General features: G+C 47.9%; 18 protein-coding genes. 9 read left to right on the plus strand and 9 right to left on the minus strand.

All coding sequences use genetic code 11. The features are described 5' to 3' along the window. Positions 1-66: 66 nt before the first annotated feature. A complete protein-coding gene (locus PG915_RS12660; RefSeq protein WP_353496836.1) occupies positions 67-522 on the minus strand; it encodes a DUF2850 domain-containing protein in 456 nt (151 codons plus the stop codon). A gap of 145 nt (positions 523-667) precedes the next feature. On the opposite strand from PG915_RS12660, the gene argA reads away from it, so the two are divergent. Together argA and PG915_RS12670 are read left to right on the plus strand one after the other, a co-directional pair. Beyond that, a complete protein-coding gene (gene argA / locus PG915_RS12665) occupies positions 668-2,005 on the plus strand; it encodes an amino-acid N-acetyltransferase (RefSeq protein WP_353496837.1) in 1,338 nt (445 codons plus the stop codon). Between the two features lie 204 nt (positions 2,006-2,209). Then, a complete protein-coding gene (locus PG915_RS12670; protein WP_353496838.1) occupies positions 2,210-2,395 on the plus strand; it encodes a hypothetical protein in 186 nt (61 codons plus the stop codon). Positions 2,396-2,530: 135 nt separating this feature from the next. On the opposite strand, the gene recD is transcribed toward PG915_RS12670, so the two are convergent. The 4 genes from recD to PG915_RS12690 all read right to left on the minus strand — a co-directional run bounded on the left by recD (position 2,531) and on the right by PG915_RS12690 (position 13,265). Beyond that, positions 2,531-4,705 carry an exodeoxyribonuclease V subunit alpha gene (recD, locus tag PG915_RS12675; RefSeq protein ID WP_353496839.1) on the minus strand — a complete coding sequence of 725 codons (2,175 nt, stop codon included), beginning with the start codon at positions 4,703-4,705 and terminating at the stop codon, positions 2,531-2,533. After that, the gene (gene recB, locus PG915_RS12680; protein ID WP_353498724.1) at positions 4,705-8,337 is read right to left on the minus strand and encodes an exodeoxyribonuclease V subunit beta; all 3,633 of its coding nucleotides are present in this window, start codon (positions 8,335-8,337) and stop codon (positions 4,705-4,707) included. The genes recD and recB overlap by 1 nt, the downstream gene beginning before the upstream one ends. 378 nt (positions 8,338-8,715) lie before the next feature. Further along, the gene (recC, locus tag PG915_RS12685) at positions 8,716-12,222 is read right to left on the minus strand and encodes an exodeoxyribonuclease V subunit gamma (RefSeq protein ID WP_353496840.1); all 3,507 of its coding nucleotides are present in this window, start codon (positions 12,220-12,222) and stop codon (positions 8,716-8,718) included. 68 nt (positions 12,223-12,290) lie between these two features. Then, complete coding sequence (locus PG915_RS12690; protein WP_418642008.1) at positions 12,291-13,265, minus strand: TDT family transporter; 975 nt, start codon at positions 13,263-13,265, stop codon at positions 12,291-12,293. A 96-nt stretch (positions 13,266-13,361) separates the two neighbouring features. Here PG915_RS12690 and PG915_RS12695 point away from each other — a divergent pair, with 96 nt between their 5' ends. The 3 genes from PG915_RS12695 (at position 13,362) to dapD (ending at position 16,028) form a co-directional block, all read left to right on the plus strand. Then, complete coding sequence (locus tag PG915_RS12695) at positions 13,362-14,294, plus strand: LysR family transcriptional regulator (protein ID WP_353496841.1); 933 nt, start codon at positions 13,362-13,364, stop codon at positions 14,292-14,294. 100 nt (positions 14,295-14,394) lie between these two features. Beyond that, on the plus strand, positions 14,395-14,691 hold the full coding sequence (locus tag PG915_RS12700; RefSeq protein ID WP_353496842.1) for a YebG family protein: 297 nt from the start codon (positions 14,395-14,397) through the stop codon (positions 14,689-14,691). A gap of 305 nt (positions 14,692-14,996) precedes the next feature. Continuing rightward, positions 14,997-16,028 carry a 2,3,4,5-tetrahydropyridine-2,6-dicarboxylate N-succinyltransferase gene (gene dapD, locus PG915_RS12705; RefSeq protein WP_353496843.1) on the plus strand — a complete coding sequence of 344 codons (1,032 nt, stop codon included), beginning with the start codon at positions 14,997-14,999 and terminating at the stop codon, positions 16,026-16,028. A gap of 109 nt (positions 16,029-16,137) precedes the next feature. Here dapD and rfaH read toward each other — a convergent pair whose 3' ends face one another. Further along, complete coding sequence (gene rfaH, locus PG915_RS12710) at positions 16,138-16,632, minus strand: transcription/translation regulatory transformer protein RfaH (RefSeq protein WP_353496844.1); 495 nt, start codon at positions 16,630-16,632, stop codon at positions 16,138-16,140. A 328-nt stretch (positions 16,633-16,960) separates the two neighbouring features. On the opposite strand from rfaH, the gene PG915_RS12715 reads away from it, so the two are divergent. Next, on the plus strand, positions 16,961-18,346 hold the full coding sequence (locus PG915_RS12715; protein ID WP_353496845.1) for a peptide MFS transporter: 1,386 nt from the start codon (positions 16,961-16,963) through the stop codon (positions 18,344-18,346). Between the two features lie 86 nt (positions 18,347-18,432). On the opposite strand, the gene hemH is transcribed toward PG915_RS12715, so the two are convergent. The 3 genes from hemH to htpG form a co-directional block, all read right to left on the minus strand. After that, positions 18,433-19,392 carry a ferrochelatase gene (gene hemH, locus PG915_RS12720; protein WP_353496846.1) on the minus strand — a complete coding sequence of 320 codons (960 nt, stop codon included), beginning with the start codon at positions 19,390-19,392 and terminating at the stop codon, positions 18,433-18,435. 117 nt (positions 19,393-19,509) lie between these two features. Beyond that, a complete protein-coding gene (gene adk / locus PG915_RS12725; protein ID WP_042497123.1) occupies positions 19,510-20,154 on the minus strand; it encodes an adenylate kinase in 645 nt (214 codons plus the stop codon). 290 nt (positions 20,155-20,444) lie between these two features. After that, a complete protein-coding gene (gene htpG, locus PG915_RS12730; protein ID WP_353496847.1) occupies positions 20,445-22,349 on the minus strand; it encodes a molecular chaperone HtpG in 1,905 nt (634 codons plus the stop codon). Positions 22,350-22,608: 259 nt separating this feature from the next. Here htpG and PG915_RS12735 point away from each other — a divergent pair, with 259 nt between their 5' ends. The 3 genes from PG915_RS12735 (at position 22,609) to PG915_RS12745 (ending at position 24,322) form a co-directional block, all read left to right on the plus strand. Continuing rightward, a complete protein-coding gene (locus PG915_RS12735) occupies positions 22,609-23,436 on the plus strand; it encodes a transcriptional regulator (RefSeq protein WP_353496848.1) in 828 nt (275 codons plus the stop codon). A 13-nt stretch (positions 23,437-23,449) separates the two neighbouring features. Next, the gene (locus tag PG915_RS12740; protein WP_353496849.1) at positions 23,450-23,968 is read left to right on the plus strand and encodes a regulatory protein ToxS; all 519 of its coding nucleotides are present in this window, start codon (positions 23,450-23,452) and stop codon (positions 23,966-23,968) included. Between the two features lie 69 nt (positions 23,969-24,037). Continuing rightward, positions 24,038-24,322: a SelT/SelW/SelH family protein gene (locus PG915_RS12745; RefSeq protein ID WP_353496850.1), complete on the plus strand. Its 285-nt coding sequence runs from the start codon at positions 24,038-24,040 to the stop codon at positions 24,320-24,322. Positions 24,323-24,353: the final 31 nt, after the last annotated feature.

Below are 24,353 nucleotides of genomic sequence, written 5' to 3' on the forward strand. Positions count from 1 at the left end.
GTCATCCCTTATGGTTCGTGCAATCAGGATGGCAAACTCTATAAAAAAGCGCAATAAAACCGACGCTTATCTCAGGTCTTTTTTGTGTTTTCCTGACAAAACAAACGTTGGGTTGTAATGAGTTGGTGAAAGCTGTCGAATCTCGGTCTTGTTGCGGTTAAGAAATTGATAACGATACTCGGTCACCCCAACGGTAAACCAAAGCTCTGTCGCGGACAGTTCAAAAGAGGTGGCGACCACTCGGTTATTGATCACCACCTTGTTGTCACCAAGCTCAAACGACGCTCTCGCATAAGGAGCTACATCTTTCTCTACCCACACCCCAAACACCTCGGCTTTGGGGTTAATGTGGTCTTGAACTCGGCCATATAAATCGTTGTATAGGCCAACCACAGAGGCTGTGCCCACTAGTGCCAACAAAATTAGTGCTCGTTCCAACCATTTATTGGGTCTAATCGTACTGCGAGGCGTTAACGTGACATCCACGTTACTGACAATACCACTCTCTTTGCCTTCACTCATAGTTCGCCTTCTTCGCTATTCTGGATCAGTGTGTCACTTGATTCATAACGGGGCAAGTCTCTCCATCGCTCCATGCTAAATTTCCCTTGCGCATTATTGAATAAAAAGTCATTATTTCAACATAAATAAACCACGAGTAATCATTGTGAAGATCCGCAGTACCGCCCTAGTAAAAGGATTTCGGCAGTCCACTCCGTATGTTAATGCTCACCGCAACAAAACCATGGTCATCATGCTGGGTGGAGAAGCATTCACCGACAAGAACTTCACCAATATTGTGAGTGACATCGCGTTGCTACACAGTTTGGGCGTCAAGTTAGTGCTGGTGCATGGCGCAAGGCCGCAAATAAACCAACTTCTTGAACACAATGATTGTCACTGTCCGTATCACAAGGGCATTCGCGTCACGACAGAAAAGTGCTTAGATTACGTGATGCAGGCAACGGGGCGTCTGCAACTGGATATCACTGCACGTCTCTCTATGAGCCTGAATAACACCCCCATGGCGGGCAACCAGCTCAATGTTATTAGTGGCAACTTTGTCATTGCCCAACCGCTCGGCATTGATGATGGCATAGACTACTGCCACAGTGGTCGCGTACGCCGCATTGATATTCAGGGTATCAATCGCGTTCTTGAGCAAGGTTCAATCGCTCTACTCGGTCCGGTAGCGGGCTCGGTAACCGGTGAGACCTTCAATCTTCTCTCTGAAGAAGTGGCGACCCAAGTTGCTATAAAATTAAATGCAGATAAGTTAATTGGCTTTTGTTCAGAGCAAGGGGTGCTCGATGAAGCCGGCAATGCCATCGCTGAGCTGTTCCCTTCTGAGGTCAATCAACTGATTGAACAGCTTGAAGCCAAAGAGCTGTCTGATGAAGGCCATAGTAGCGGGACTCTGCGTTTCTTACGCGGTGCGCAATCTGCTTGTCGTGCAGGGATTCCACGTTGCCACTTAATTAGTTATAAAATCGATGGCGCTCTGATTCAGGAGCTGTTCTCTATTGATGGTATCGGCACACAGATCGTAATGGCCAGTGCTGAGCAAGTCAGACAGGCTGACATTGATGATATTGGCGGCATTTTTGAGCTGATTCGACCTTTGGAAGAAAAAGGGATTCTGGTTCGCCGCTCTAGAGAGCAGCTTGAGCAAGAGATCCACCAGTTCACCTTGATCGAAAAAGATGGTCTGGTCATTGGCTGCGCAGCACTTTATCCCTACCAGCAAGAAAAGATGGCCGAAATGGCTTGTGTGGCGATCCATCCTGATTATCGCGATGGCAATCGCGGCGTCCTGCTCCTGAATCATATGAAGCAGCAATCAAAAATGATGGGGATTGAGCATATTTTCGTACTCACCACACACAGCCTGCACTGGTTTAGAGAGCAAGGTTTTCTCGAAGTAGGAGTAGAATCGCTGCCGATGGCGAAACAAGACCTCTATAATTTACAAAGGCGCTCAAAGATCCTATCGGTCTCGGTGTAGCTTTTACAAAAACATTCATGGCGACTTTCAATTTATGAAATCGATTGCTGTCATGAATTAGCACAAATCGTTTTACAAAAGGTCAACTCCTGTTTAAAATTCACCCAAATCACAGCTATTTATGTGACAGGACTCCCAAAAAGCAACGTGCTGGCGGGCAGTGCAAGGAATGCTAGGTGAACACCACATTCAAGAGTGACATCTATGCGAACGGTTATTTGTAATTCGATTCAAAGTTTCTGGGATATGGCGGAAAACCACTTCCTAGAAGGACTCAACGTCCACTGTGTTTTTCCTGTATCCGAAAAAGTCAAATCGTTAATGGCGATTTACCAGCAGCAGTATCGGATCAAGCAAATCACCTACTCTGAGGTCTTTAATCCAGCCTAACGCGGCCTAATTATTCCCAGACCAAATTATTACCAGAATAGGTACTGCCAAGGACGGTAGAGCTTCTCCCTTAGCCACTTTCCGATTTAGCCACACAATTATCTTTCCCAAAACTATTTATTAAACCAACCTCTATTACGCAAAACGCAATGACAGCCCACTGTGACGCAGCGTTTTATGACGTATCCCCTTACCCAAGACTTTGCCATCGGCCACTAAGGTGAAACGAGTTTTTGCGCGGGTAATTCCGGTGTAAATCAGCTCTTTGGTGAGCAGCGGGCTAAATTCGCCCGGCAATATCATAAAGGTATGTGCAAACTCACTGCCTTGAGATTTATGAATCGTCATGGCATAAGCCGTTTCATGCTCTGGCATTCGACTCGGCAATACCGACTTTATGCTGCCATCAGGGAGCTCAAAGAAGACCTTCAGCCTTGGTGTTTGCGCACTATGATCCCATAGACAAATTCCAATATCACCGTTGTAAAGCCCAAGCCCATGATCGTTTTTCGTCACCATTAATGGTCGTCCCACATACCAAAGCTCCTCACCGCGCGAAATCAAACCGCGCTGCTTAAGACGCGACTCTATTCTCTGGTTGAGTCCGGTCACGCCAAAATCGCCCTCTCGCACTGCACACAGCAATCGGTTTTGTGCGAATAGGCCTAAGACTTGACGCGCCACGCCGTGCTGCCAATTCACCAAAGCATCCGCGCTTTGCAACGATTCACCTTGTGGTGACGCTGCTCTGGATTCGGTCAAATACGGCTTGTAAGCCCGCACCATAGAATCAATCAGTTTTTGATAGCTATCACCACTGAGTGGCAGCCATTCAATATCCTCAAACCCTTTGATCCAAACTTGTTCGAAGCCCCGGCTACTTGCAGCGTTAACCTGTTTAGCCAGTTGGCCAATGCCGGAGCGCGCGTCAAAACGGTAGCTTTTTTGCAGAACGCAAAGACTATCAGCGAGTGGCGATACCAACTGCTTGGCAGTACGCCCAAACTGACAATCAAACTGAGTGAGTGCTTTCACCCGTTCGTTTTGTTTTTGGCTGTAACCTTGAGACGAGAAGTCACAGATATCGGATAGCACCGCACCCGCTTCTACTGAGGCGAGCTGATCTTTATCACCTAATAAGATAAGCCGCGCGTGGCTTGGCAGGGCATCGAGTAATCGGTGCATCATAGGCAAATCGACCATAGAGGCTTCATCGAGCACCAACACATCCAAATGCAAAGGATTGGTTTTATCGTGCCTAAACTCAACACGGCCAGGAATGGCACCAAGCAATCGATGCAGGGTACTCGAATCGGTTGGAATGCGCTGTTTAAGATCCGGTGACAGCGCCAAGACATCCACCGCTTTACCAATCGATTCAGTCAGACGCGCCGCCGCTTTCCCCGTTGGCGCAACCAACTTAATGGTGGGCGTTTCTCCTTGCGCGCTCGCCTGATGCACCATTGCCGCGAGCAGTTTGGTGACTGTCGTGGTTTTACCGGTACCAGGGCCTCCGGAAATGACGGCAAAACGACGCGTGAGCGCTACCGCAGCCGCTACCTTTTGCCAGTTCAAGCAGGCAGTGAGCGGAATTGCAACATCCAACAATTGAAGCTCACTGGCGGAGTTCGCTGACGTCACAATGCGATCCACCTGATCCCAATCGATCGAGCCATCATCAACAACGTCTAGGAAATCACACACCAATTGCTGTCGTGAAACTTGGTTGTTTTGTTCTGCAGGGATCAAAGCGATTGCCGAGTACAGATAGTGATACTCTCGGGCAAACAGCTGATCAAGGATCTGCGCCGCTTGCTTAAGTTGAGAGTTCGGCAACTCAATCGGCGTCGCCATCGACAACAGGCGCTCTGCGATGGTTTGCTCATAGTAAAAATAGCGCTGCAAATAGAGCCGATTTTGCTGCCAGACTAGAGGTGTGACCGTGCCTTCTAAGGATGCACCAGGCGCCAACACACTGATCGTTGACGCACTTTCCATGACCTGCTGCCAATTAACCTGATTGACCTTATCTTCCAACGGCGCAGCAGCGGCGCCATAGAGTCCAATCAGGCTTGGTAAAGGTGGTAGATCCTGCTCAGCTACGTCGCTATCTAAGTCACTATCTAAGTTGACACAAATGTGGCCTTGACCAAGCTGGCTACTTGCGAGTGCCGCCAGCCACATCACTTCATCGGGAAACTCAGTTTCAATAGATGCGACAAACTTGGCGAACTGATGATCCAGCGGTCGCAAACATTTTTTATCAACCAGATCGGCAATCCAATGTGAAAAAGCGCGCTGTGCAGTCATTAAAATCCAAGCCCCATTTGTTGATTCTCTCCGTCGCCGGTATCACTGTTATCAGTATCGATGGCATTCGCCGATAGTTCACCGGAAATAAGCGCATCAAGGTTTTCAATCATTGCCTTTGTAGGACGCGCGTTGAAAATTCCCGCGTCGGAGTTCGGCTCAATGCCGCGTAAGAACAGATAGTAGACGCCGCCAAAATGCTGCTCATAGTCGTAATCGCGAATACGCGTTTTTAAGAAGCGATGCAGCGCCAACGCATAAAGTTGGTATTGCAAGTCATAGCGATGATCGACCATGGCATGTTCGAGCTGAGCTCGCTGGTAACTGCTGCTATCTTCACCAAGATGATTCGATTTCCAGTCGAGGACGTAGTACTTGCCTTGATGCTCGAACACCAAGTCAATAAAGCCTTTCAACATGCCTTTGACCGTATAAAAGCCCAACTCATGAGCCTTGGCAGATAAGCTGTCGTGGCGCTGAATCACTCGATTAAGCGAAGGGGCATCCAGCACATCTACCGGCAATAGAAACTCCATCTCCACCAAGCGCTGCACGGGGCTTTTATCTCTAAGATATAGGTTCTCACCGTCTAGCGCTGTGTTCATCACCTGATCCACCAGCAAAACAATCACTGGCAGCCACTCTGCGTCATACTGCTCTTTGGCTAGCAGCTCGGCGATGACCTTTGCGTTATGCTCAGAGCCAGCGGGCTCGGTAAACTCGATTTCTTCAAATACCGTGTGAAGGAAGGTGCCTGGACGAGCGCCTTTTGGAAAATGGAAGATGGTTTTCTCCGGCTCCAACAGCGGGTCAAGCTGCTGTTCGTCTGAAGAGTCGATATCTAAACCCGACTCTTCAATAAACACCTCATCACTGTTGCCATGGTGACTCTGTTTTACCAAGGCCGAATAGCTCGTCAGACGCCAATCACGGTCAATGGTGTGACGCTGAATTTTCGCGCCGAGCTCAGGCGTGGATGCTAACGGTAAACGATACGACTCACCATCGGGCTCTGGTGGCGCAGTGATGGCAATATCACTGCAAGATTTAGCTAATTGGTTCAGCATGGTTTCTAGCTCGCTGACGCCCAGCTCTTGGCCATTTTGCACCAAGAAGCCTAGCGCACTGTGGTGCACGCCGGTGGGCTCTTTAGTAGAGCGGCCGTTGCGAAGCGGCGCAATACCGATAAAACAGCCATACACAGATCGAGTCAGCGCTACATAGATAAGACGTAAGTCTTCCGCTAGGCGTTCTTTGTCTGCCTGAGCCAGTGCAGCTTTGGACTTTCTAAGATCCAGCACCGATTCCTGATTTGTAGCATCATAGTATTTCGCTTCCATCGCCTCGCGATAGCTGACCACAAACGGCAAGTAAACCAAATCATATTCAAGGCCTTTCGACTTATGAATCGTGATGATTTGCACTAGATTTCGCTCCGACTCCAAACGCTGAATGTGCTCATCGGATGCACCTAACCCTTGCTTAGCATCTTCGATAGACTGGGCAAACCAACGTAGCAATGCGGTGTCACTTTCCACATCTTGCCTAGCGGCTTGCAATAGCTCACCCAAATGCAAATAGTCGGTCAGTAAACGCTCTCCACCTACGGTAGCCAATAGCCGATTCGACATTTCTCGCTTAAACAGCACCGAGCGCAGCATGGGCAATACACCGCGCGACTGCCACAACTGACGGTAATCGCGAAACTCAGCAATCACTTGCTCCCACAAATTCTCATCGTTGTTCAGGCCATCAAGCACGTCAGCGGGTAGCGCAAACAACTCTGAGGCGAGCGCACTTTTTAGTAGTCGTTCATCGTCTTGATACCAAATCGCTTGTAGCAGGCGCAGCATATCTTCTGCTACCGCGCTGGAGAAAACACTATCTCGATTCGACAGATAAACACTGGCAATGCCGCGCTCAGCCAGCGCTTGTTTGATCAGTTGCCCTTCACTTCCGGTTCGAACCAGCACAGCAATATCACCCGCTTCAACCGGATGTTCGCTATCACCATCGGCAAGCACTACCTGTTTGGTTTGCGATTCCATCAGCACCGTTTTGATGTGCTGAGCCGTGGCAGCAGCCATATGCTGCTGATAGTCACCTTTAGCGACAGGCGCATCGGCGTCTTGGAGCCAAAACTGCAGCGCAGGTTGACTCTCACCATGTTGTAGCCACTGACGTTTTCCAGCTTTAGGGCTGGCATTGACCGGATAAAAGGGTATGTCGCTGTCGTACAAGAACGGCGAATCTGCCTGTTCAAACAGCGCATTGACGCTGCTGACCATACGTTCACTGGATCGCCAGTTGGTGCCCAAGGTGTAGTGATCCACAACCTGATTTCTGGCTTGGATATAGGTGAAGATATCCGCGCCACGAAAACCGTAAATCGCCTGTTTAGGATCGCCAATCATAAACCAGCCACACTCGGGATTATCCAAATACACTGAGCTGAATATTTGGTACTGAAGTGGATCGGTATCTTGGAATTCATCGATCATCGCCACTGGAAATTGGCTGCGAATTTTTTCGGCTAAGCGCTCGCCGGATTCCAGCTCTAAAGCCGCGCTAAGCTGAGTCAGCAGATCATCAAAAGAGAGCCACTGCTTTTGCTGTTTGGCTAACGCTAATCGCTGTCGACACGCTTTAATCGCCATTGCGAGTAACGGGGTTTTCAGCTCAGGAGGCGTGGCTAGAAAGGCTTCAATCTCGGCAAAAATTGCCATCGTTGGCGGCTCGCCTTTGGGCGTTTTTTCAATCAGTACCGCTTGGGAGAACTTTTCAAGTGCGCTTGGTAAGCTGTAATCTAGCGTCTCTTGCTGAGCCCATTCAGTAATGCTTGCCACCCAAGTCGGCAGGGATTTTTTGGTGTAACTGCGTTTATTCACATCAGACTGGGCGATGCAAGTCACCACGTCGTCACTGACTGCCAACCAGCTAGCTTTTAGGGTTTTAATTGTATCTAAATTGGCTTGATGTAGAGCGGCAATGTCGACACCTTGACCATCGCTATCCGTGGCTGAGTCAATATCTTGCAAGGTGATCGCAGGGCCTGTCAGGTATCGACCGATATCACTTAGTAGCGCACTTGGCGTTGCCCAAATTTTGCGGATTTCAGACGCCATCGCAAGGTTTAGCGGATAAAACTGACTGCGCCAAAAATCTGCGGCGACCTGCGCTTTTAACCGGCTTTCATCCGTCACGAACTCGTTGTTAAAACGAGAGCCTGATTCGAACGCATTTTGGGTCAGCATGCGCTGACAGAAGCCGTGAATGGTGTATACCGCCGCTTCATCCATTTGGCGCTCAGCCTGAAGCAAGGTTTCTGTGGCGTAGCGATGATCACTCACTTCCAAAAGCAGTGGCTGAATAACCGGATCGTCACTTTCTCCTCGGGCAAAAGCAATACGTGCCTGATGGATACGGGCGCGAATACGGTCGCGAAGCTCTGCCGTCGCCGCTTCGGTAAAGGTCACCACCAAGATCTGGTCAACCGTTAGCGGTTGACGATGACCACTGCCATCTTTGCCATGACCGAGCAGCAATCTTAGATAGAGACCTGCGATAGTAAAGGTTTTACCCGTACCCGCGGATGCTTCAATCAGCCGGGCACCATGCAATGGAAAGGTCATGGTGTTCAGCGCAGTCGGTTTCGATACCGATGCACTAGCTAACGCTTGGCCTGCCGCATTCTCTGAATACTGTGGCGAATCGCTATCCAAAAATGGGTTGTCTGAAGAGTGCTCATTTGGCTTCATGTCTGAACTCTACTGTGATCTAACGCTTAAAATCTAATTTAAAACAATCGGATATAATTAATAACTATGTAAGTTGCGATCCCATTCACGGAATTAATCACCCTCACACTCTACTATTCCGCTCAGAAATACGGGTCCCTCTGACCCTCCCCGGCCGTCCAGCACTCTCCCTACACACTATAATTAAGACTGGCGGCCACTCCCTTTCAAAGGCCTTTCTTTCGATTAGAAAGGCTCTCAAGGATAAAGGCTTCAGCCCGTTGAGCTTGCCGAGTAGTACTCTTCTGCACTGATACTCATTGTTCGCGGCGCTTCCAATACTAAGTGCGCGAGTGTTTTAGCTTCACTAGCCAATGCTTCACTCCATTCATTCCAAACCCGAGAGATATAAGGGTTGTCTCCTTCACCGATCTGCATGAAGCCCCCCTGGAAACGGCCAGCCATTTTACTGAGCATTTTTTCATCACTCGGTGTCCACTGGCCGCGGCTGTAGTTAGCCTCAATACCCGCCAGTGCCGTTTCAGGGAAATAGCAAAGCGGCTTATCTAGACCTTGCAGATACAAGCTGACTAGCTGGGTTAAATAATCCTTGGCACTCTCAGCACTAAGCGCTGGATAAATGCGATGCACTACGCCTTCTTTTTTATCGTAAGCCAGCATATGAGTTTTACTTTGTCTGCCTGCCACGGCCACCAACAGATGATCTATCCATGCGGCGAGATAGTCGGTAGCGCGCAGCCTACCGCTTCGATAGCGCACCACACCGCTTTGATAACACCCGGTTACCCAGCCTTGCAGCGCGACATGACAATCATCAATGTCTAAGGTCAAGTCGACTTCGACATCTTCAGCTTCTTGGCTCACTAACGGCGCAGTAGCCTGCGCCAACTCTTGGGTTTGCGACACGTTTGCGGCAAACTCCAGCTCGCCAAACTCATTGACGGGCAAATAGCCCTTGGCTTTTTGTTCCGCTTTAAATGCGTGCAGTTTATCGCCTTCAATGTGACCTTTGGCCTCTATCATGGCATCTAATAAAGATTTACGAAGACCAAAACTTTCCAATCCACTCAGCGCAAATGGCTCTTCATCTTCTAGTCCGAGAAGGCTTTCCTCAAAGTTAACTTGCAGACGTCGATTAAACAGATACTGCACCGGCAAGCGCCAGAAGCGCTGTAACTCGGTCAACTCCAATTCGACCTTTTCACCTTGCGCTCGGGCAATGGGCTCTAAATTAAACGGCAGCGATAAGCTTTGCGTCGCCTCAAGCGTTGTTTGCTGCGCCGATGGCAACCACTCAGCGGCGTAACTTTGTAGTGCACTCGTAGCATCAAAGTGAGCAGCGCTGAATGGCACCATAGGGTATTCACGCAGCAGTGATTGAGTGAGCTTGGCGCCAGAGCTATCAACGTCTAACGCTTCATCACCTTGCAAACAGTAGTTTTGCTCACAGTATTCTAAAAGCTCTGAAACCAACACCGATGGCACGCGCTCAGTATTGTCTTGAATGGAACGCCCAACGTAACTGATGTAGAGGCTTTGCTGCGCTGAAAGCAGCGCTTCTAGGAATAGATAACGGTCATCGTCGCGTCTTGAGCGATCGCCTGGCTTGGTTCGTCCTACCATGAGGTCAAAGCTCTCAGGCGGCACACTCCGCGGGTATACCCCGTCGTTCATACCAAGCAGGCACACGGTATTGAACGGGATAGAGCGCATTGGCATTAGGGTACAAAAATTGACTTGTCCTGCCAAAAAGCGCTGACTAACGCGTGAGCCAGAAAGCTTATCAATGAAGTACTGACGCACGATGCGCGGTGCCAGTGCCTCGTCGTATCGCGCATCCAATAACTGATCGCCAAGTGCCGACAAAGTATCGCGAATCGACTTAACAACGACCTCACCTTCAATATCCACGGCAAAAAAGTCATCAACCAATTGATTGATGCCGCGCTGCCACTGCTCGATACCCATGGTGTGATTTAACACCTTGCGATAATGCGCCAGCTTATCGATAAACTGCGCCAGTTTACCGGCAGTCTCTGCTTGCATGCCTTGAGTTTGCTCGTAAGGAGAAATGCTCTCGTCGCCGACCATTAGTAGGCCTGCGTGCTCACTCACCGCATAACCCGCCAACATACGAGAAATACCAAACATCCAAGAGTTTTGACCAAATTCAGGCAAATCAAATTCGCTTGCCGTTTGGTTATCAATGCCCCAGCGGATCTGCGCCTCTTCCACCCAAGCACGCAGCAGCGAAAACTCTTGTTCACTGATATCAAATCGCGCCATGATTGCTGGCACTTCCAACAGCTCAAGCACTTCACTGCTGGTGCAGCGTAAGTCAGGCAGTTGCAAAAGCTGGTTAAAGGCGTTGAGTAGCGGGCTTTCTTTATCGGCCGTGCGATCAGAAATAGAGAACGGAATGTAACGCTCACCAGAGGCATTGCCGAACACCGCTTGAATCGCCGGGCTGTAGGCATTGATATCAGCCACCATGACGATGATGTCACGCGGCTTCAATTCCGGATTGCGGTCGAACATCGCCAGCAAATTATCGTGCAGCACTTCCACCTCGCGCATTGGGCTATGACAAACATGCACCGATAGCGAGGTATCTTCAGCGGCAATCGCTGGCTTGTGGCTTGATGAGAGCAGTAAGGCATCATCTTGATGCTCTTCCAGATTAAGAATATCTGCCTGAAGGTTGCCAAGCAGGGTGGCTCTATCGACATCAACAAAGGCTTCAATCTCGTTAGATTCAAGTTGTGACAATAGATACAAGTTATCCCTGCCGAGTTTACCGATCGACGCAAGCAAGCTGTTGCCCACTTCAGAGAGATGCAGCTCGTCGTCTACGTTCGCTTCCACATCGCCTTTGAGCTGCGGCGCCATCTCCCACTCGCCTTCTTGCCACTGCTGGCTGTCGGCAAAGGCATCGATATCATTAAGCTGCTTGCGCTTGGCCGCGGCAAGCTTTGCTAAGTATTTACGATCGCGCACCTCACCCCAATAGAATCGGCACGGATTGGTAAACATCAGATGAACATCAATATGCTCACCTAGGGCTTTTAACGCATCGAGATAACGAGGCGGCAGTGAAGAGATACCAAACACGAATAGACGCTTGGGAAGCTGATTGAGCCCTTGAGCTTTGATATCTTGATTGTTGGTAAGTACGTCAATGAAGTGCTCATATAAGTTGGCACGGTGATACGGAGACTGACCAAGCGCCACAGTATGATCGTACAGTGCTTGCCAAAGTTTTGGCTGCCACGGCTGCTCGTCTTCAAGCTCAAAAACCGGTAAACCGGCTTCCCACGCGGCTATCCATTCGGGACGATATACCAAGTATCCATCGTAGATATCGGCGATTTTTTCTGCCAGTTGATAGCGTTTCGATGCATCTTGGTCATCGGTTAAATATTGGGCGAGCGGCGCAAAGTCCGGGTCGTTTAAGTGCTCAGGCAAAAGGTGCATGATCTTCCACGTCATCGCTTCTTTGTTGAATGCACTGCGCGCAGGCACATCATCTAACACTTGAACAAAGCGATCCCATATAAAGGTGGCTGGAAGTGGGAAGTCAATGTTGGCCGCAATACCAAACTCTTGTGCCAACGCCATTTTCAGCCATTGAGACATGCCTGGGCTTTGGACGAGAATTTGTTCTTTCTCAAACGGGTTTTCAATAGGGTCGAGTTTGATGAGCTGAACCAACAAGGATTTAAGCACATCTATCTGATTTGAGTGGTAAACGGTGAACACGTGACGGCGCGCCTTTCGCTAATTTTCCTCCCTCAAGGTTAACACAGTCCCTGTGTATCTAAGACCTTTTACGCCGTGATATTTGCTTGTTTGGGTAAATAAGCAACGAGGTAACGAATCGCAACGTAGCTAACAACAATCGTCGCCACAACAAGCTCAATATTGGCAAGCGCGGTGATCTGTTTCACCATCTCAACTGGGGCGTGTTGTGCGCTCATCCAAGCCGCGAGTTTGTATTGCGCCGTTGCGCTGATCACCATTGGGAAGGTAAAAGCAGCGTAGCCCGGGCTGAATGGCAAGCGCATCAATTTGATAAACGCAAGGTAGATGAACAGTGTCATCAACACACCAATACCGAATAGCAGCGCAATAATGATAGCAGATGGCTCTGACGCAACCGTTAGGTAACCGGCAAGCGATAAGCTCGCTGGCGCTGCCATAATTGCCATGGTTGGTTTTGCTGCATCTGGGATCTCATGAGTAAACACCAAACGGTAAATCATGGTTGGCAGCATGACCGCGTAAGCAACAAGGCCAAATACTAGAGCACTGTTGGCAATCCATGCTAAATCTGGGTTACCCGAGAAAGCCACATCCGCAACGATAATGCCGACTGGTGGTACAAACCAACTTGGTACCATGTGGTGCAACTCGAAGTCGCGCATGCGGTGGTAAGTAAAGCTTGCCAAGAACACGATGTGCAGCGCCACAGCGCCAAGCCATAGTGCGTCACCAACATTAGGTGCAAATTGACCGACTGAGTGAGACACAACCATGGTTGCCATCGCAAACGTTGGGGCAACACTGCCTACCACAGGGTGTGCAAGTTCCTGACGCAATACGTGATTATGGAACAAGTATTTGTAGGCAAGGATAATGAGTAGCACACTGGCAATAGCAGCACCTGTCCACTGGGCAACATGATCAAGCGGAAGCGCATTTTCCCAGCTCCAGCCAAGGCTGGCGATACCTAGAGCCAATCCAGCCATTGGGGTTGGCGCCGCTTTTACTCTGTTATGTGCTTTTGTCACTCTCGCAATCATCACAATCACCTCAATTCTTCAGTTGAGGTGATTGTAAACCTTGCTTATGTTTATATATATTCAATTATTCAATCTACTCGTTAAGTTAAACTGAACATGAAACCACATATCTCGTTAAAACAGCTCAAGGTCTTTGTTGCGGTGACTCAGCACCAAACGCTTACTGCAGCTTCGGACACGCTTTTTCTCTCTAAAGCGGCGGTCAGCATGTCGCTGAGTGAGCTAGAAAAACAGATAGGTCACGCCCTGTTTGATCGGGTCAACAACCGCTTGGTCATCAATCAAGAGGGACAAAAACTGCTGCCCCTTGCCGATGAACTGCTCAGCCGAAGCCGAGATATTGAATCGCTGTTTGGTGATGAGCAGAGTTATCGCGGCGTACTGCGTATCGGTGCCAGTGATACGGTAGGCAACCAAGTCGCACCATTTCTGCTCAGTGATTTTCGCGACGAGCATCAGCATAAGTCCCAGCAACTGTTTATATCCAACACCGCTTTGATCTGTCAAAAGCTCATCGACTATCAACTCGATATCGGCCTAGTAGAGGGTAAAACCTTGCACCCTGAACTTGATAGCTACCCTTTTAGTGAAGATGAAATGTGCATAGTGGTGTCTCCCAAGCATCCTCTTGCTAAAAAATCGTGTGTCACCCTAGAGGACTTGGAAAATAGCGACTGGATTCTACGAGAACCAGGTTCTGGCACAAGGGAGTTTTTCCTAAGAACCGTTGCCCCCAGAATTGAGATTTGGCATGAAGCCTTTGAGCTCAATACCACCGAAGCCATTATTAACAGCGTATCCGCCAATCTTGGCTTGGCCTGCCTCTCGACTTTAGCGACACAAAGCGCCATTGATGATGGTCGCTTAGTGCCTATATCAGTTTCGCTCGACATGAAACGCCGCTTTTGGCTGCTGGTTCATAAGGAGAAGTACCAAAGCCCCCTACTGGAACGCTTTATCTTGTTTTGCCAGCAATGGCGTGCGACGACTATAGCCAAAAAAACGCGCCGCAATACGAGTAGGAATTAGGCAAACAGCTCTCACTTTTGCGCCCTCGACTGGACATTAACTTTGACCCTCTGTATAAACAGACAGTATTAGAATCTTAAATTTAACTAGAGGATTAACCATGGCTGTAATCGTCAAGTACGTGGTGGAACGCAACGGAGAAGAAAAGATGACTTTTACCTCTAAAGCAGAAGCTGACGCTTATGACAAAATGTTGGATATGGCGGATGAGCTGTTTTCTCTGCTAAGTGAAAGCAAGCTTATCGAAGATGAAGAGAAGCAAGAAGAGCTATCGCTATATCTTGCACAGCGTAAAGAAGAAGTGCTTTACGCTCTTGGTGCGAAGCGCAAGCCAACGCCAAAAAAGCCAAAAGTGGTTAAGCCTGTTGAAGAGCAAGATGCAGAAGACGCAGCCTAATGCGTTAACTTGCTAAAATTGCAAAAGTAAATCAAATAGCCAGTAGAACGCAGAGTTTTACTGGCTATTTTGCTTTTTGCGCCTGAGTAAGTATTTGCGAGCGAATAAGCGAATGCAAGCCGCTAAAATTTCTTATTAGGAAAAAACATCGCTGAAAAGACAAAGGGTATCGTTTTACAGACTTTTGTCGTTTTTGCCCTTTCATCTGCCATCACGTCTCTTTAAGATGATTGCTAACAAATCAGTCAAGGTCGCCGCCAATCGCTGCGGCTTTGAGACAAATCTATACATGGAGACATAGAGTCATGGCAGCATTCTCAATCGCTTTTGGTACTGCAACCAAAAACCGCGACGGTAAAATCATCGAAGCATTCTTTCCTCACCCACGCCTAAACCCATCTGATGCGCTTATCGCAGCAGTGGCAGAGGTATCTGGTTATGCGGAAGGCAACCAAGCTATCGAAATTTCTGCGGCGCAAAGCGCGGCTCTAGCAACCGCATTCTCTAGCAATGATGACGCAAAAAACGCCGCATTTGCCGAAAAAGCAGCAAGCTCTTCACAGCCGCTAGTACTGGTTGTACTGGCGACAGACGAGAAGCCTCAATCTGTTGCAGAAGGCTTCCTAAAACTGCAACTTATCTCAAACCGCCTAGTACAGCCTCACGGTACAGTACTTGATGGCATCTTCGGTCTACTTCACAACATCGCTTGGACTAACCAAGGTGCAATCGACCTTCCAGAGCTGGCTGAGCGTCAAATCGAAGCACGTCTAGCAGGGAAAACACTCACTGTCGATTGCGTAGACAAGTTCCCTAAAATGGTTGATTACGTGGTTCCAACTGGCGTTCGTATCGCAGATACGTCTCGCGTACGTCTTGGTGCTCACGTTGGCGAAGGCACAACGGTTATGCATGAAGGTTTCATCAACTTCAACGCAGGTACAACTGGCGTGAGCATGGTTGAAGGTCGTATCTCTGCAGGTGTTGTAGTTGGTAATGGCTCAGACATCGGCGGCGGCGCGTCTATCATGGGTACGCTATCTGGTGGCGGCACGGTTGTTGTCTCTATCGGCGAAAACTCACTACTAGGTGCAAACGCGGGTCTTGGTTTCCCACTAGGCGATCGTTGTACTGTTGAGTCTGGTCTTTATGTAACGGCAGGTTCTAAAGTACGTATGCTGGACGCGTCTGGCGCAGAAGTTGAAATTGTTAAAGCTCGCGACCTCGCTGGCAAGCCGGATCTTCTGTTCCGTCGCAACTCAGTAACCGGTCAGATTGAATGCCTGACGAACAAAACAGCCGTTGAACTGAACAGCGAGCTTCACAGCAACAACTAATTCTCGGTTGCTGAAGGGTTAATACCCCAAAACAGAAAACCTCAGTCCATCTTTTGGTACTGAGGTTTTTTATATCAACTAACGCCCAAACACTAAGTTATTGAGCGCGCTAGATATCCAGATCTTTGTTCTCGATGCTCACGGCAACCGGGCGACTTATCATATTCACTAACATGATCGAACGCGCTTCTCCGTCAGCTTCTTGGAAAATCGCTTCGATACCCGCGAACTGACCACCCGTTACGCGAACTGTCTCACCGTGCTTTGGTAAGCTGTCTGTTTCCGGTTCATCCGGAAGCTCCGCTAACAGCTGCAACTCGTCAATAAGTGCAGAGTCGACCTCTTTGGGATGAGAGCCAAAACGGATGAAATCGACCACACCGCGCGTAGAGCGCACTGTGGTGAAAGATGGACCTTGTTCGTAATCAAATTCTACAAACACATAAGAAGGAAAGAGCGGCTCTTTCACCTTCTGTCTTTTTCCTCTGAGGATCTTTTCTACTTCTACTTCAGGGTAGTAGCAGGATAAGCCTTGATTCTCGAGGTGCATTTTCGCTCGGCCTTGTTCACCGCGCTTACAATAAAGCAAATACCAACGTTTCATTTTAACTGTTCGATTTAACTATTTAATTTGATTATTCGATGTTTTTGTTTGTCTGCATCGTACCACTAAACCCAACACTGTGCCCGTATAACCCTCTCTTGTCTGCGATCAAACCGATGAAAAATCCGAATAGATGGTGAACGGTAAAAATGAAAAGTTAGATTGCAGCACGAAGATTACGTACCATCACTGAAAAATTTTCTTACATTTCATTGCTTTAAACATTTATTTCACAAACTCTACAAAATCAACCCCTTGCGGATTTTAATGTTGTCAGGTATACCATTTGGCACATTAAATTCTTTGATGATAAAAATTAGTAAAACTTATGACAGCACAACGCAACATCTTCGGCCACCCTCGCGGCCTATTCCTACTGTTCGGTACCGAACTTTGGGAACGTTTCTCATATTATGCTATGCGCGCAATATTAGTTTTGTTCCTAACAGACACCACAATCAATGGTGGTATGGGCTGGTCTACTAAAGATGCTCTAGATCTCTATGGTATCTATACTGGACTTGTTTACATCACTCCGCTTATCGGTGGTTACATTGCCGACAACTACCTAGGTCAACGTAAGTCCATCATCATCGGTGGCGTACTAATGGCTGCAGGCCAGTTTGTGTTAGCTGCTGCGGCATCTGGTGCACCAAGTGCCGAGATGTTCTACGGTGGTCTAGCACTGCTTATTGCTGGTAACGGTATGTTTAAGCCAAACATTTCGACCATGGTAGGTGACCTTTACGCTGAAGGCGACAACCGTCGTGATGGCGCATTCACTATCTTCTACATGGGTATCAACCTCGGTGCACTATTAGCGGGTATCGTTGTTGGCTCAGCAACCAACTCGTTCGGTTGGTCAGCAGGTTTTATCGTGGCAGGTGTCGGCATGGTAATCAGCCTAATAATGCAAATGACCATGGCAAACTCATGGCTAGGCGACATTGGTAACGTACCTGCAGCTGCACGTGCTCGTGAACTGAACCCATCAAAAACTAAAGCACCACTCACTCGAGAAGAGATGGATCGCTTGAAGGTTATCCTAATTATGGGTCTGTTCGTTATCGTTTTCTGGGCGGGCTTCGAGCAAGCGGGTGGTTTGATGAACATCTACACCCAGCAGTACACCGATCGCATGATTGGCGACTTTGAAGTACCAGCAGCCTGGTTCCAGTCTCTAAACCCATTTTTCATCATCACTCTTGCACCAGTACTTGCCGCTATCTGGGTGAAACTGGGCAAGCGTGAACCAAACTCTCCGGTTAAATTTGCACTTGCACTGTTTTTCCTTGCAGTAGGCTTCCTTTGCATGGTTGGCGCCGTACTTGAGCAAGGTGGCGACACCAGCGTTAAAACCTCAATGCTATGGTTAGTCGGCGCATTCTTCTTCCACACACTAGGTGAACTGTGTCTATCTCCAATTGGTCTATCACTGGTGACTAAGCTTGCGCCACTGCGCCTTGCATCTTTGATGATGGGTGCATGGTTTGGTTTCAACGCCATTGCGAACTACGTCGCAGGTGTAGTCGGCTCACACGTAGGCGAGCTAGGTGCTATGGCAATCTTTAGTGGTATCGCTATCACAGCTGTTATCTGTGGCGTTATCCTACTGTTGTTTGCTAACACCTTAGTAAAATGGATGCACGGCGCAGAGCAAAGCTCAGTGAGCAATGCAGAACAAGTAGAAGAGCAGCAAGCTCAAATCGCTTAATTGTTTATTCGTTGGATCGAATAGAAATGACAAAGGCCAGTCAACATGACTGGCCTTATTTGTTTAAACTCGTTTAATTTGACGCGCTAAGCGTTGTTCACCAACTCTGCCATCATGGCGACATGGGCATCTGAGTCGTTAAGACACTCGATGTAACTAAAGCGCTCACCTCCAGCTTCAATAAAGGTCTCTTTGGCCTCTATAGCGATTTCTTCCAGAGTTTCCAAACAGTCGACCGAGAATGCTGGCGTCATAACATCGATGGTTTTGATACCCTCGCCTGGCATCTTCTCTAGGGTTTTGTCAGTGTATGGCTGCAGCCACTCTTCACGACCGAATATCGATTGATAGCTCATTCCCATCTGCGATTCATCCAAACCGAGCTCTTGGCGCAGCAGGTCAGTGGTTGCCTGACAATGCAGTGGGTACACATCCCCGTTGTCTGCATAGCGCTTTGGTATGCCGTGGTAGGAACATAACAGGTAATCAGCACGGCCATTTTGCTCCCAGTGAACTCTGACCTTGTCAGCGAGCGCTTTGATGTACATTGGATGATCGTGATAGTCACGAATCATAGAAAAGGCCGGTAAGGTTGAAATCGACTTACACACCTTCGCGATACCATCAAACGCGGCTGCTGTTGTGGTGCCCGAGTACTGCGGATAAAGCGGCAGTACCACTATCTTTTCTACACCTTGATCGAGCAGTTTAGTGATCCCGCTTTGCAGCGATGGATTGCCGTAACTCATGCCAAGTTCAACAGGGAGGTTGATTGATTGAGCCAGCTTATCGGCCTGACGCTTAGAGTACACCATCAGCGGTGAGCCCTCGTCCATCCATACCGATTGATAAGCTTTAGCGACCTTAGGAGAGCGAATAGGAAGAATGATACCGTGCAGCACCGGACACCAAATCCAGCGGGTCATATCTACGACGCGATGATCGTGCAGAAACTGCTCTAAAAAGCGTCTCACCCCTTTTGCTGTCGGTTCATCTGGCGTGCCAAGGTTAACCAACAACACACCCATTTTTGACGAATCGCTCATAGACTTCCTTTGTTTTTAATAGTATTTCTAAGCGAATTATATACCTATGTGCGCTTTTCTTGGATCAAAAAAAACGACCTCGAAAGGTCGTTTTTTTAGCGAATTCACAAATGTCGATTAAGACAGTGCTTTTTCGATGTCTGCGCTAACGTCAGCCACTTGCTTAGTACCGTCAAATTTTAGGTACTTAGTGCTGCCTGCTTCTGCTTCTTTACCGTAGTAAGAGATTAGTGGTGCAGTTTGATCGTGGTATACACCTAGACGAGCACGAACGGTTTCTTCTTTGTCGTCATCACGTACCACTAGGTCTTCACCTGTTACGTCATCTTTACCTTCCACTTTAGGTGGGTTGTAAACAACGTGGTAAGTACGACCAGAAGCTAGGTGAGCACGACGGCCAGCCATACGCTCTACGATTACGTCGTCAGCAACGTCAAATTCGATCACGTAGTCTACATCTACGCCCATCTCTTTTAGGCCATCAGCCTGAGGGATCGTGCGTGGGAAGCCGTCAAGTAGGAAACCTTTCTCGCAATCGTCTTGAGCGATACGCTCTTTGATTAGACCAAGAATGATGTCGTCAGATACAAGTTGACCTGCATCGATAACTGCTTTCGCTTTCTTACCAAGCTCAGTGCCTGCTTTGATTGCTGCACGTAGCATGTCACCAGTAGAAATTTGTGGGATACCATATTTTTCCATGATGAATTGAGCTTGTGTGCCTTTACCTGCACCTGGAGCACCTAAAAGAATGATGCGCATGACTTGTCCTCTTATATAAAAAAAGATTTATACCGAAGCCTACTGCTTTGATGCCCAATGGGCATGTTTGCTGCGATACGTTTCGGTATAAACGGTTTATTCAAAAATAGTTGAATCTTTTACTTGGCGCGCATTCTATCATAGAAATCGCTTGCTTGACGCCAAAAGTGTCTAAAGATCCTGCTTTGCACTCTAAAGTTACCTAAAAGTGTGCGTTTAGCCCTGGGAAAACAAGAGCTCGAATCCTCGAGCTCTTGAATTAGACTAGGGTGTCAAACTCTGCAAGGGAATTAGACTTTAGCCAAAAGCTTGTTGATCGCACCCAAGAATTGCGAAGGGTCGGTCATTGAGCCACGCTCTGCGAGCATCGCTTGACCAAGTAGCACTTCAACCCAACGGCCGAATGCTTCTTCATCGGCTTCATCTGCCATGCGCTTAACCAGCTCATGCTCAGGGTTAATCTCAAAGATGTACTTCACCTCTGGTACTTCTTGACCCGCCGCTTCTAGCAGCTTCGCCATTTGTGTACCCATTTCGAAATCATCAGTGACGACTACCGCTGGTGTGCTTGCTAGCTTGAACGTGGTGCGAACTTCTTTAACGCGCTCACCTAGGTAAGTTTGCGTGCGCTCAACCACTGACTTGAACTCTTCTTCCGTCTCTTTTTGCTTCTCTTTCTCTTCTTCGCCTTCGAACTTGCTCAGATCAAGACCCGCTTTAGTGATTGACTGGAACTGCTTACCATCAAACTCAGTGAGGTAGTTCATTAGCCATTCGTCGATACGGTCATACATCAAGACAACTTCAATGCCTTTCGCTTTAAACTGCTCAAGGTGAGGGCTATTCTTCGCGGCTGCGTAGCTGTCTGCTGTTAGATAATAGATCTTATCTTGGCCTTCTTTCATGCGCTCAACATAAGACGCTAGAGAAATCGTCTGCTCAGCTGAATCCACTTCCGTCGAAGCAAAGCGCATTAGACCAGCGATTTTCTCTTTGTTCGCCATGTCTTCGGCAGGACCTTCTTTTAGCACTAGGCCAAACTCTTTCCAGAAAGACTGATATTTCTCTTCGTCATTCTTCGCCATGCGCTCAAGCATAGTGAGCACGCGCTTAGTACAGGCACCACGCAGCGATTGAGTCACTTTGTTGTCTTGAAGGATTTCGCGAGAAACGTTTAGTGGGAGATCATTTGAATCTATCAAACCGCGCACAAAACGCAGGTAAGACGGCATAAACTGCTCAGCGTCATCCATAATAAACACGCGTTGCACGTAAAGCTTTAGACCGCTCTTGTGGTCACGGTTCATCATATCCCATGGTGCTTTTGCTGGGATGTAAAGCAGGCTGGTGTAGTCGTTTTTGCCTTCAACACGGTTGTGGCTCCACACCAGTGGATCCGCGAAATCGTGAGAAACGTGTTTGTAGAACTCTTGATATTCTTCGTCTTTGATATCAGATTTATTACGAGTCCAAAGCGCTTGAGCTTTATTGATTTGCTCCCACTTACCTTGGTCGGTCTCTTTACCTTCTTCGTCACGCTCAAGGGTCCAAATAGACACTGGAATACCGATATGATCAGAGTACTTACTGATAACATCACGCAGGCGCCATTCTGATAGGAACTCTTTACCTTCTTCACGCATGTGAAGCACGATGTCCGTACCGCGAGTCTCTTTGGTGATGTCTTCGATGGTGTAATCACCTTCACCAGCAGAGTGCCATTGCACAGCTTGATCCGCTGACGTGCCTGCAGCACGAGTGCGCACGGTCACTGCATCAGCCACAATAAAGGCAGAGTAGAAACCAACACCAAACTGGCCAATAAGCTGTGAGTCCTTACTCTGCTCTTCAGACAGTTTGGCAAAAAACTCTTTGGTTCCAGATTTAGCGATCGTTCCAAGATGCTCAATCACATCGTCACGAGTCATACCAATACCGTTGTCCGAAACGGTCAAAGTATTGTTCTTTTCATCAAACGATAACTTAACGCCCAGGTCAGCATCGCCTTGATATAGCTCTGTATTAGATAGGGCTTGAAAACGCAGCTTGTCGGCGGCGTCTGATGCGTTTGAAATCAGCTCTCTTAGAAAAATTTCTTTGTTTGAATACAGAGAGTGGATCATAAGGTGAAGAAGTTGCTTTACCTCAGACTGAAAGCCACGGGTCTCTTTGTTCTTAGTCTCAACGGTGCTCATGCTATCTCCATTTACACATTTCATACCGAGTTTCGCTAAAGTCATACTCGATATCGCTACGATTAGTTGATTAAAGAGATGAGGATGAAGATTGTAAATTCAAGGTAAAGATAAATAAAAATACTGTTTTTTTGATTTGTTTTTATTATCCTACTGCACCTGACTATAAAAAAATCCTAAAATTCTATAATTGGCTCTGAAGACATGCAGCGCCTGAATATCTGTTTCGTCGCGTTGCGGCATTAAAAAGAAGAATGCAATGAGTAACATAGGCACTAAGTTTATACTCGGCCAGAGGTACATTTTTGACCCAAACAGCAATTCGTTGGTCGACCAAACCAATAACGATGAAGTCGTTCGTCTTGGTAGTAATGAAAGTCGCATCCTACTTCTACTTGCTGAAAGACCGAATGAAGTAATCACTCGAAACGAACTGCATGATTTCGTTTGGCGTGAACAAGGCTTCGAGGTTGACGACTCTAGCCTTACGCAAGCTATCTCTACGCTGCGTAAAATGCTAAAAGATCCAACAAAATCTCCGCAGTTTGTCAAAACGGTGCCGAAACGTGGCTACCAGTTGATCTCAGCCGTTGAACGCTCTGCACCCAAAGCGTCCTCTGACACACTAGATGAAGCACCGGTTGCCGAACTTCCAGCAGATAAACTGGAAGCAGTAACTATTGCAACTGCACCAACAGCAGCCACTGTTGCTATCGCACAAAAACCAAAAACACCACCCAGTGTTTGGGCGATGATTGCGGTAGCTATCTTGTTACCGATAGTAGTCTTAATGGTCACCAACCCTGCACAATCGACCTTTAAACCACTGAGCGTAGTCAATGAAGTTCAAATTGTGACGCCAGAAAGTCACCCTGACGTGACAAGCTGGTTGCCAAAAATTGAGCAATGCGTAGCGAAATACGTGGAAACACACACTGGTGACATGCTACCGGCACAAGTGATTGTCACTGGCGATCAAACCGATCAAATCGCTCTCAACTTCATTCACACTGTCGATCATTCAAGTGAGAACAGCACAATGCGTATCTTCACTGAACAGTCTGATTTGTCTAAAGTGTGCCAGTAAGGAGTCGTAACCGATGAAAATGAAATACGCCGCTATCTTACTGGCAATCTCAACTGCGTTGAGTGCCTGGCTATATTGGGGAAGCGATCTCAAGCTGGAGCAAGTGCTGACCTCCAACGAATGGCAATCGAACATGGTTGGCATTATTGCCGCAAGGCATTATCCAGATACGGATATCGGTCCATTGAGCCGTCTAGAAATGTCAGCAAACGTGAAGTACTTACCAGGCGGTGAGTATATTCGTGAGTCTTCGATGCGTCTTTTTGGTGACGATCCAGAGACTCACACGCTGATTAAAATTTCTGAAATGGGCACGTGGACAATCAGTGATAACTATCTTCTGATTTCGCCACGCGAGTTTAAAGACACAGCAACCGCACAATCTGATGAGTTTACTCATGAGCAACTTGCGATGATTAAGCAATTTCTGAAAATGGAAGCGCAGCAAAGTCGCCGTATCGATATTGTAAACGAGAACACACTGCTGCTGACCAGTTTAAACCAAGGTTCTTCAATCCTATTTTCAAACTAACTTAGTTCAGATATAAAGTATTCAAAGGAGGCGCAAGCCTCCTTTTTAATCATGATAACAGGGATGAATATGCAAAAACCGACCATCGACATTTACTATTGCCGTCAGTGTAACTGGATGCTGCGCGCCACTTGGATGACCCAAGAACTGCTGCACACTTTTAGCGAAGAAGTGGAAACGATCCGTCTACACCCAGACACCGGTGGGCGATTTGAGATCTATTGTAACGAAGTTCAAATTTGGGAGCGTAAGCGTGATGGCGGCTTTCCAGAAGCGAAAGTTCTTAAGCAGAAAGTGCGAGATATTATCGCGCCAGATCGCGACTTGGGACATGTGGACAGTACGATCCGCTAAAAATAAAAAAAAACAGAGCAAAAGCTCTGTT

Origin of the sequence: Vibrio sp. CB1-14, assembly GCF_040412085.2 — a bacterium.
In the GTDB taxonomy this organism is placed as follows: domain Bacteria; phylum Pseudomonadota; class Gammaproteobacteria; order Enterobacterales; family Vibrionaceae; genus Vibrio; species Vibrio chaetopteri.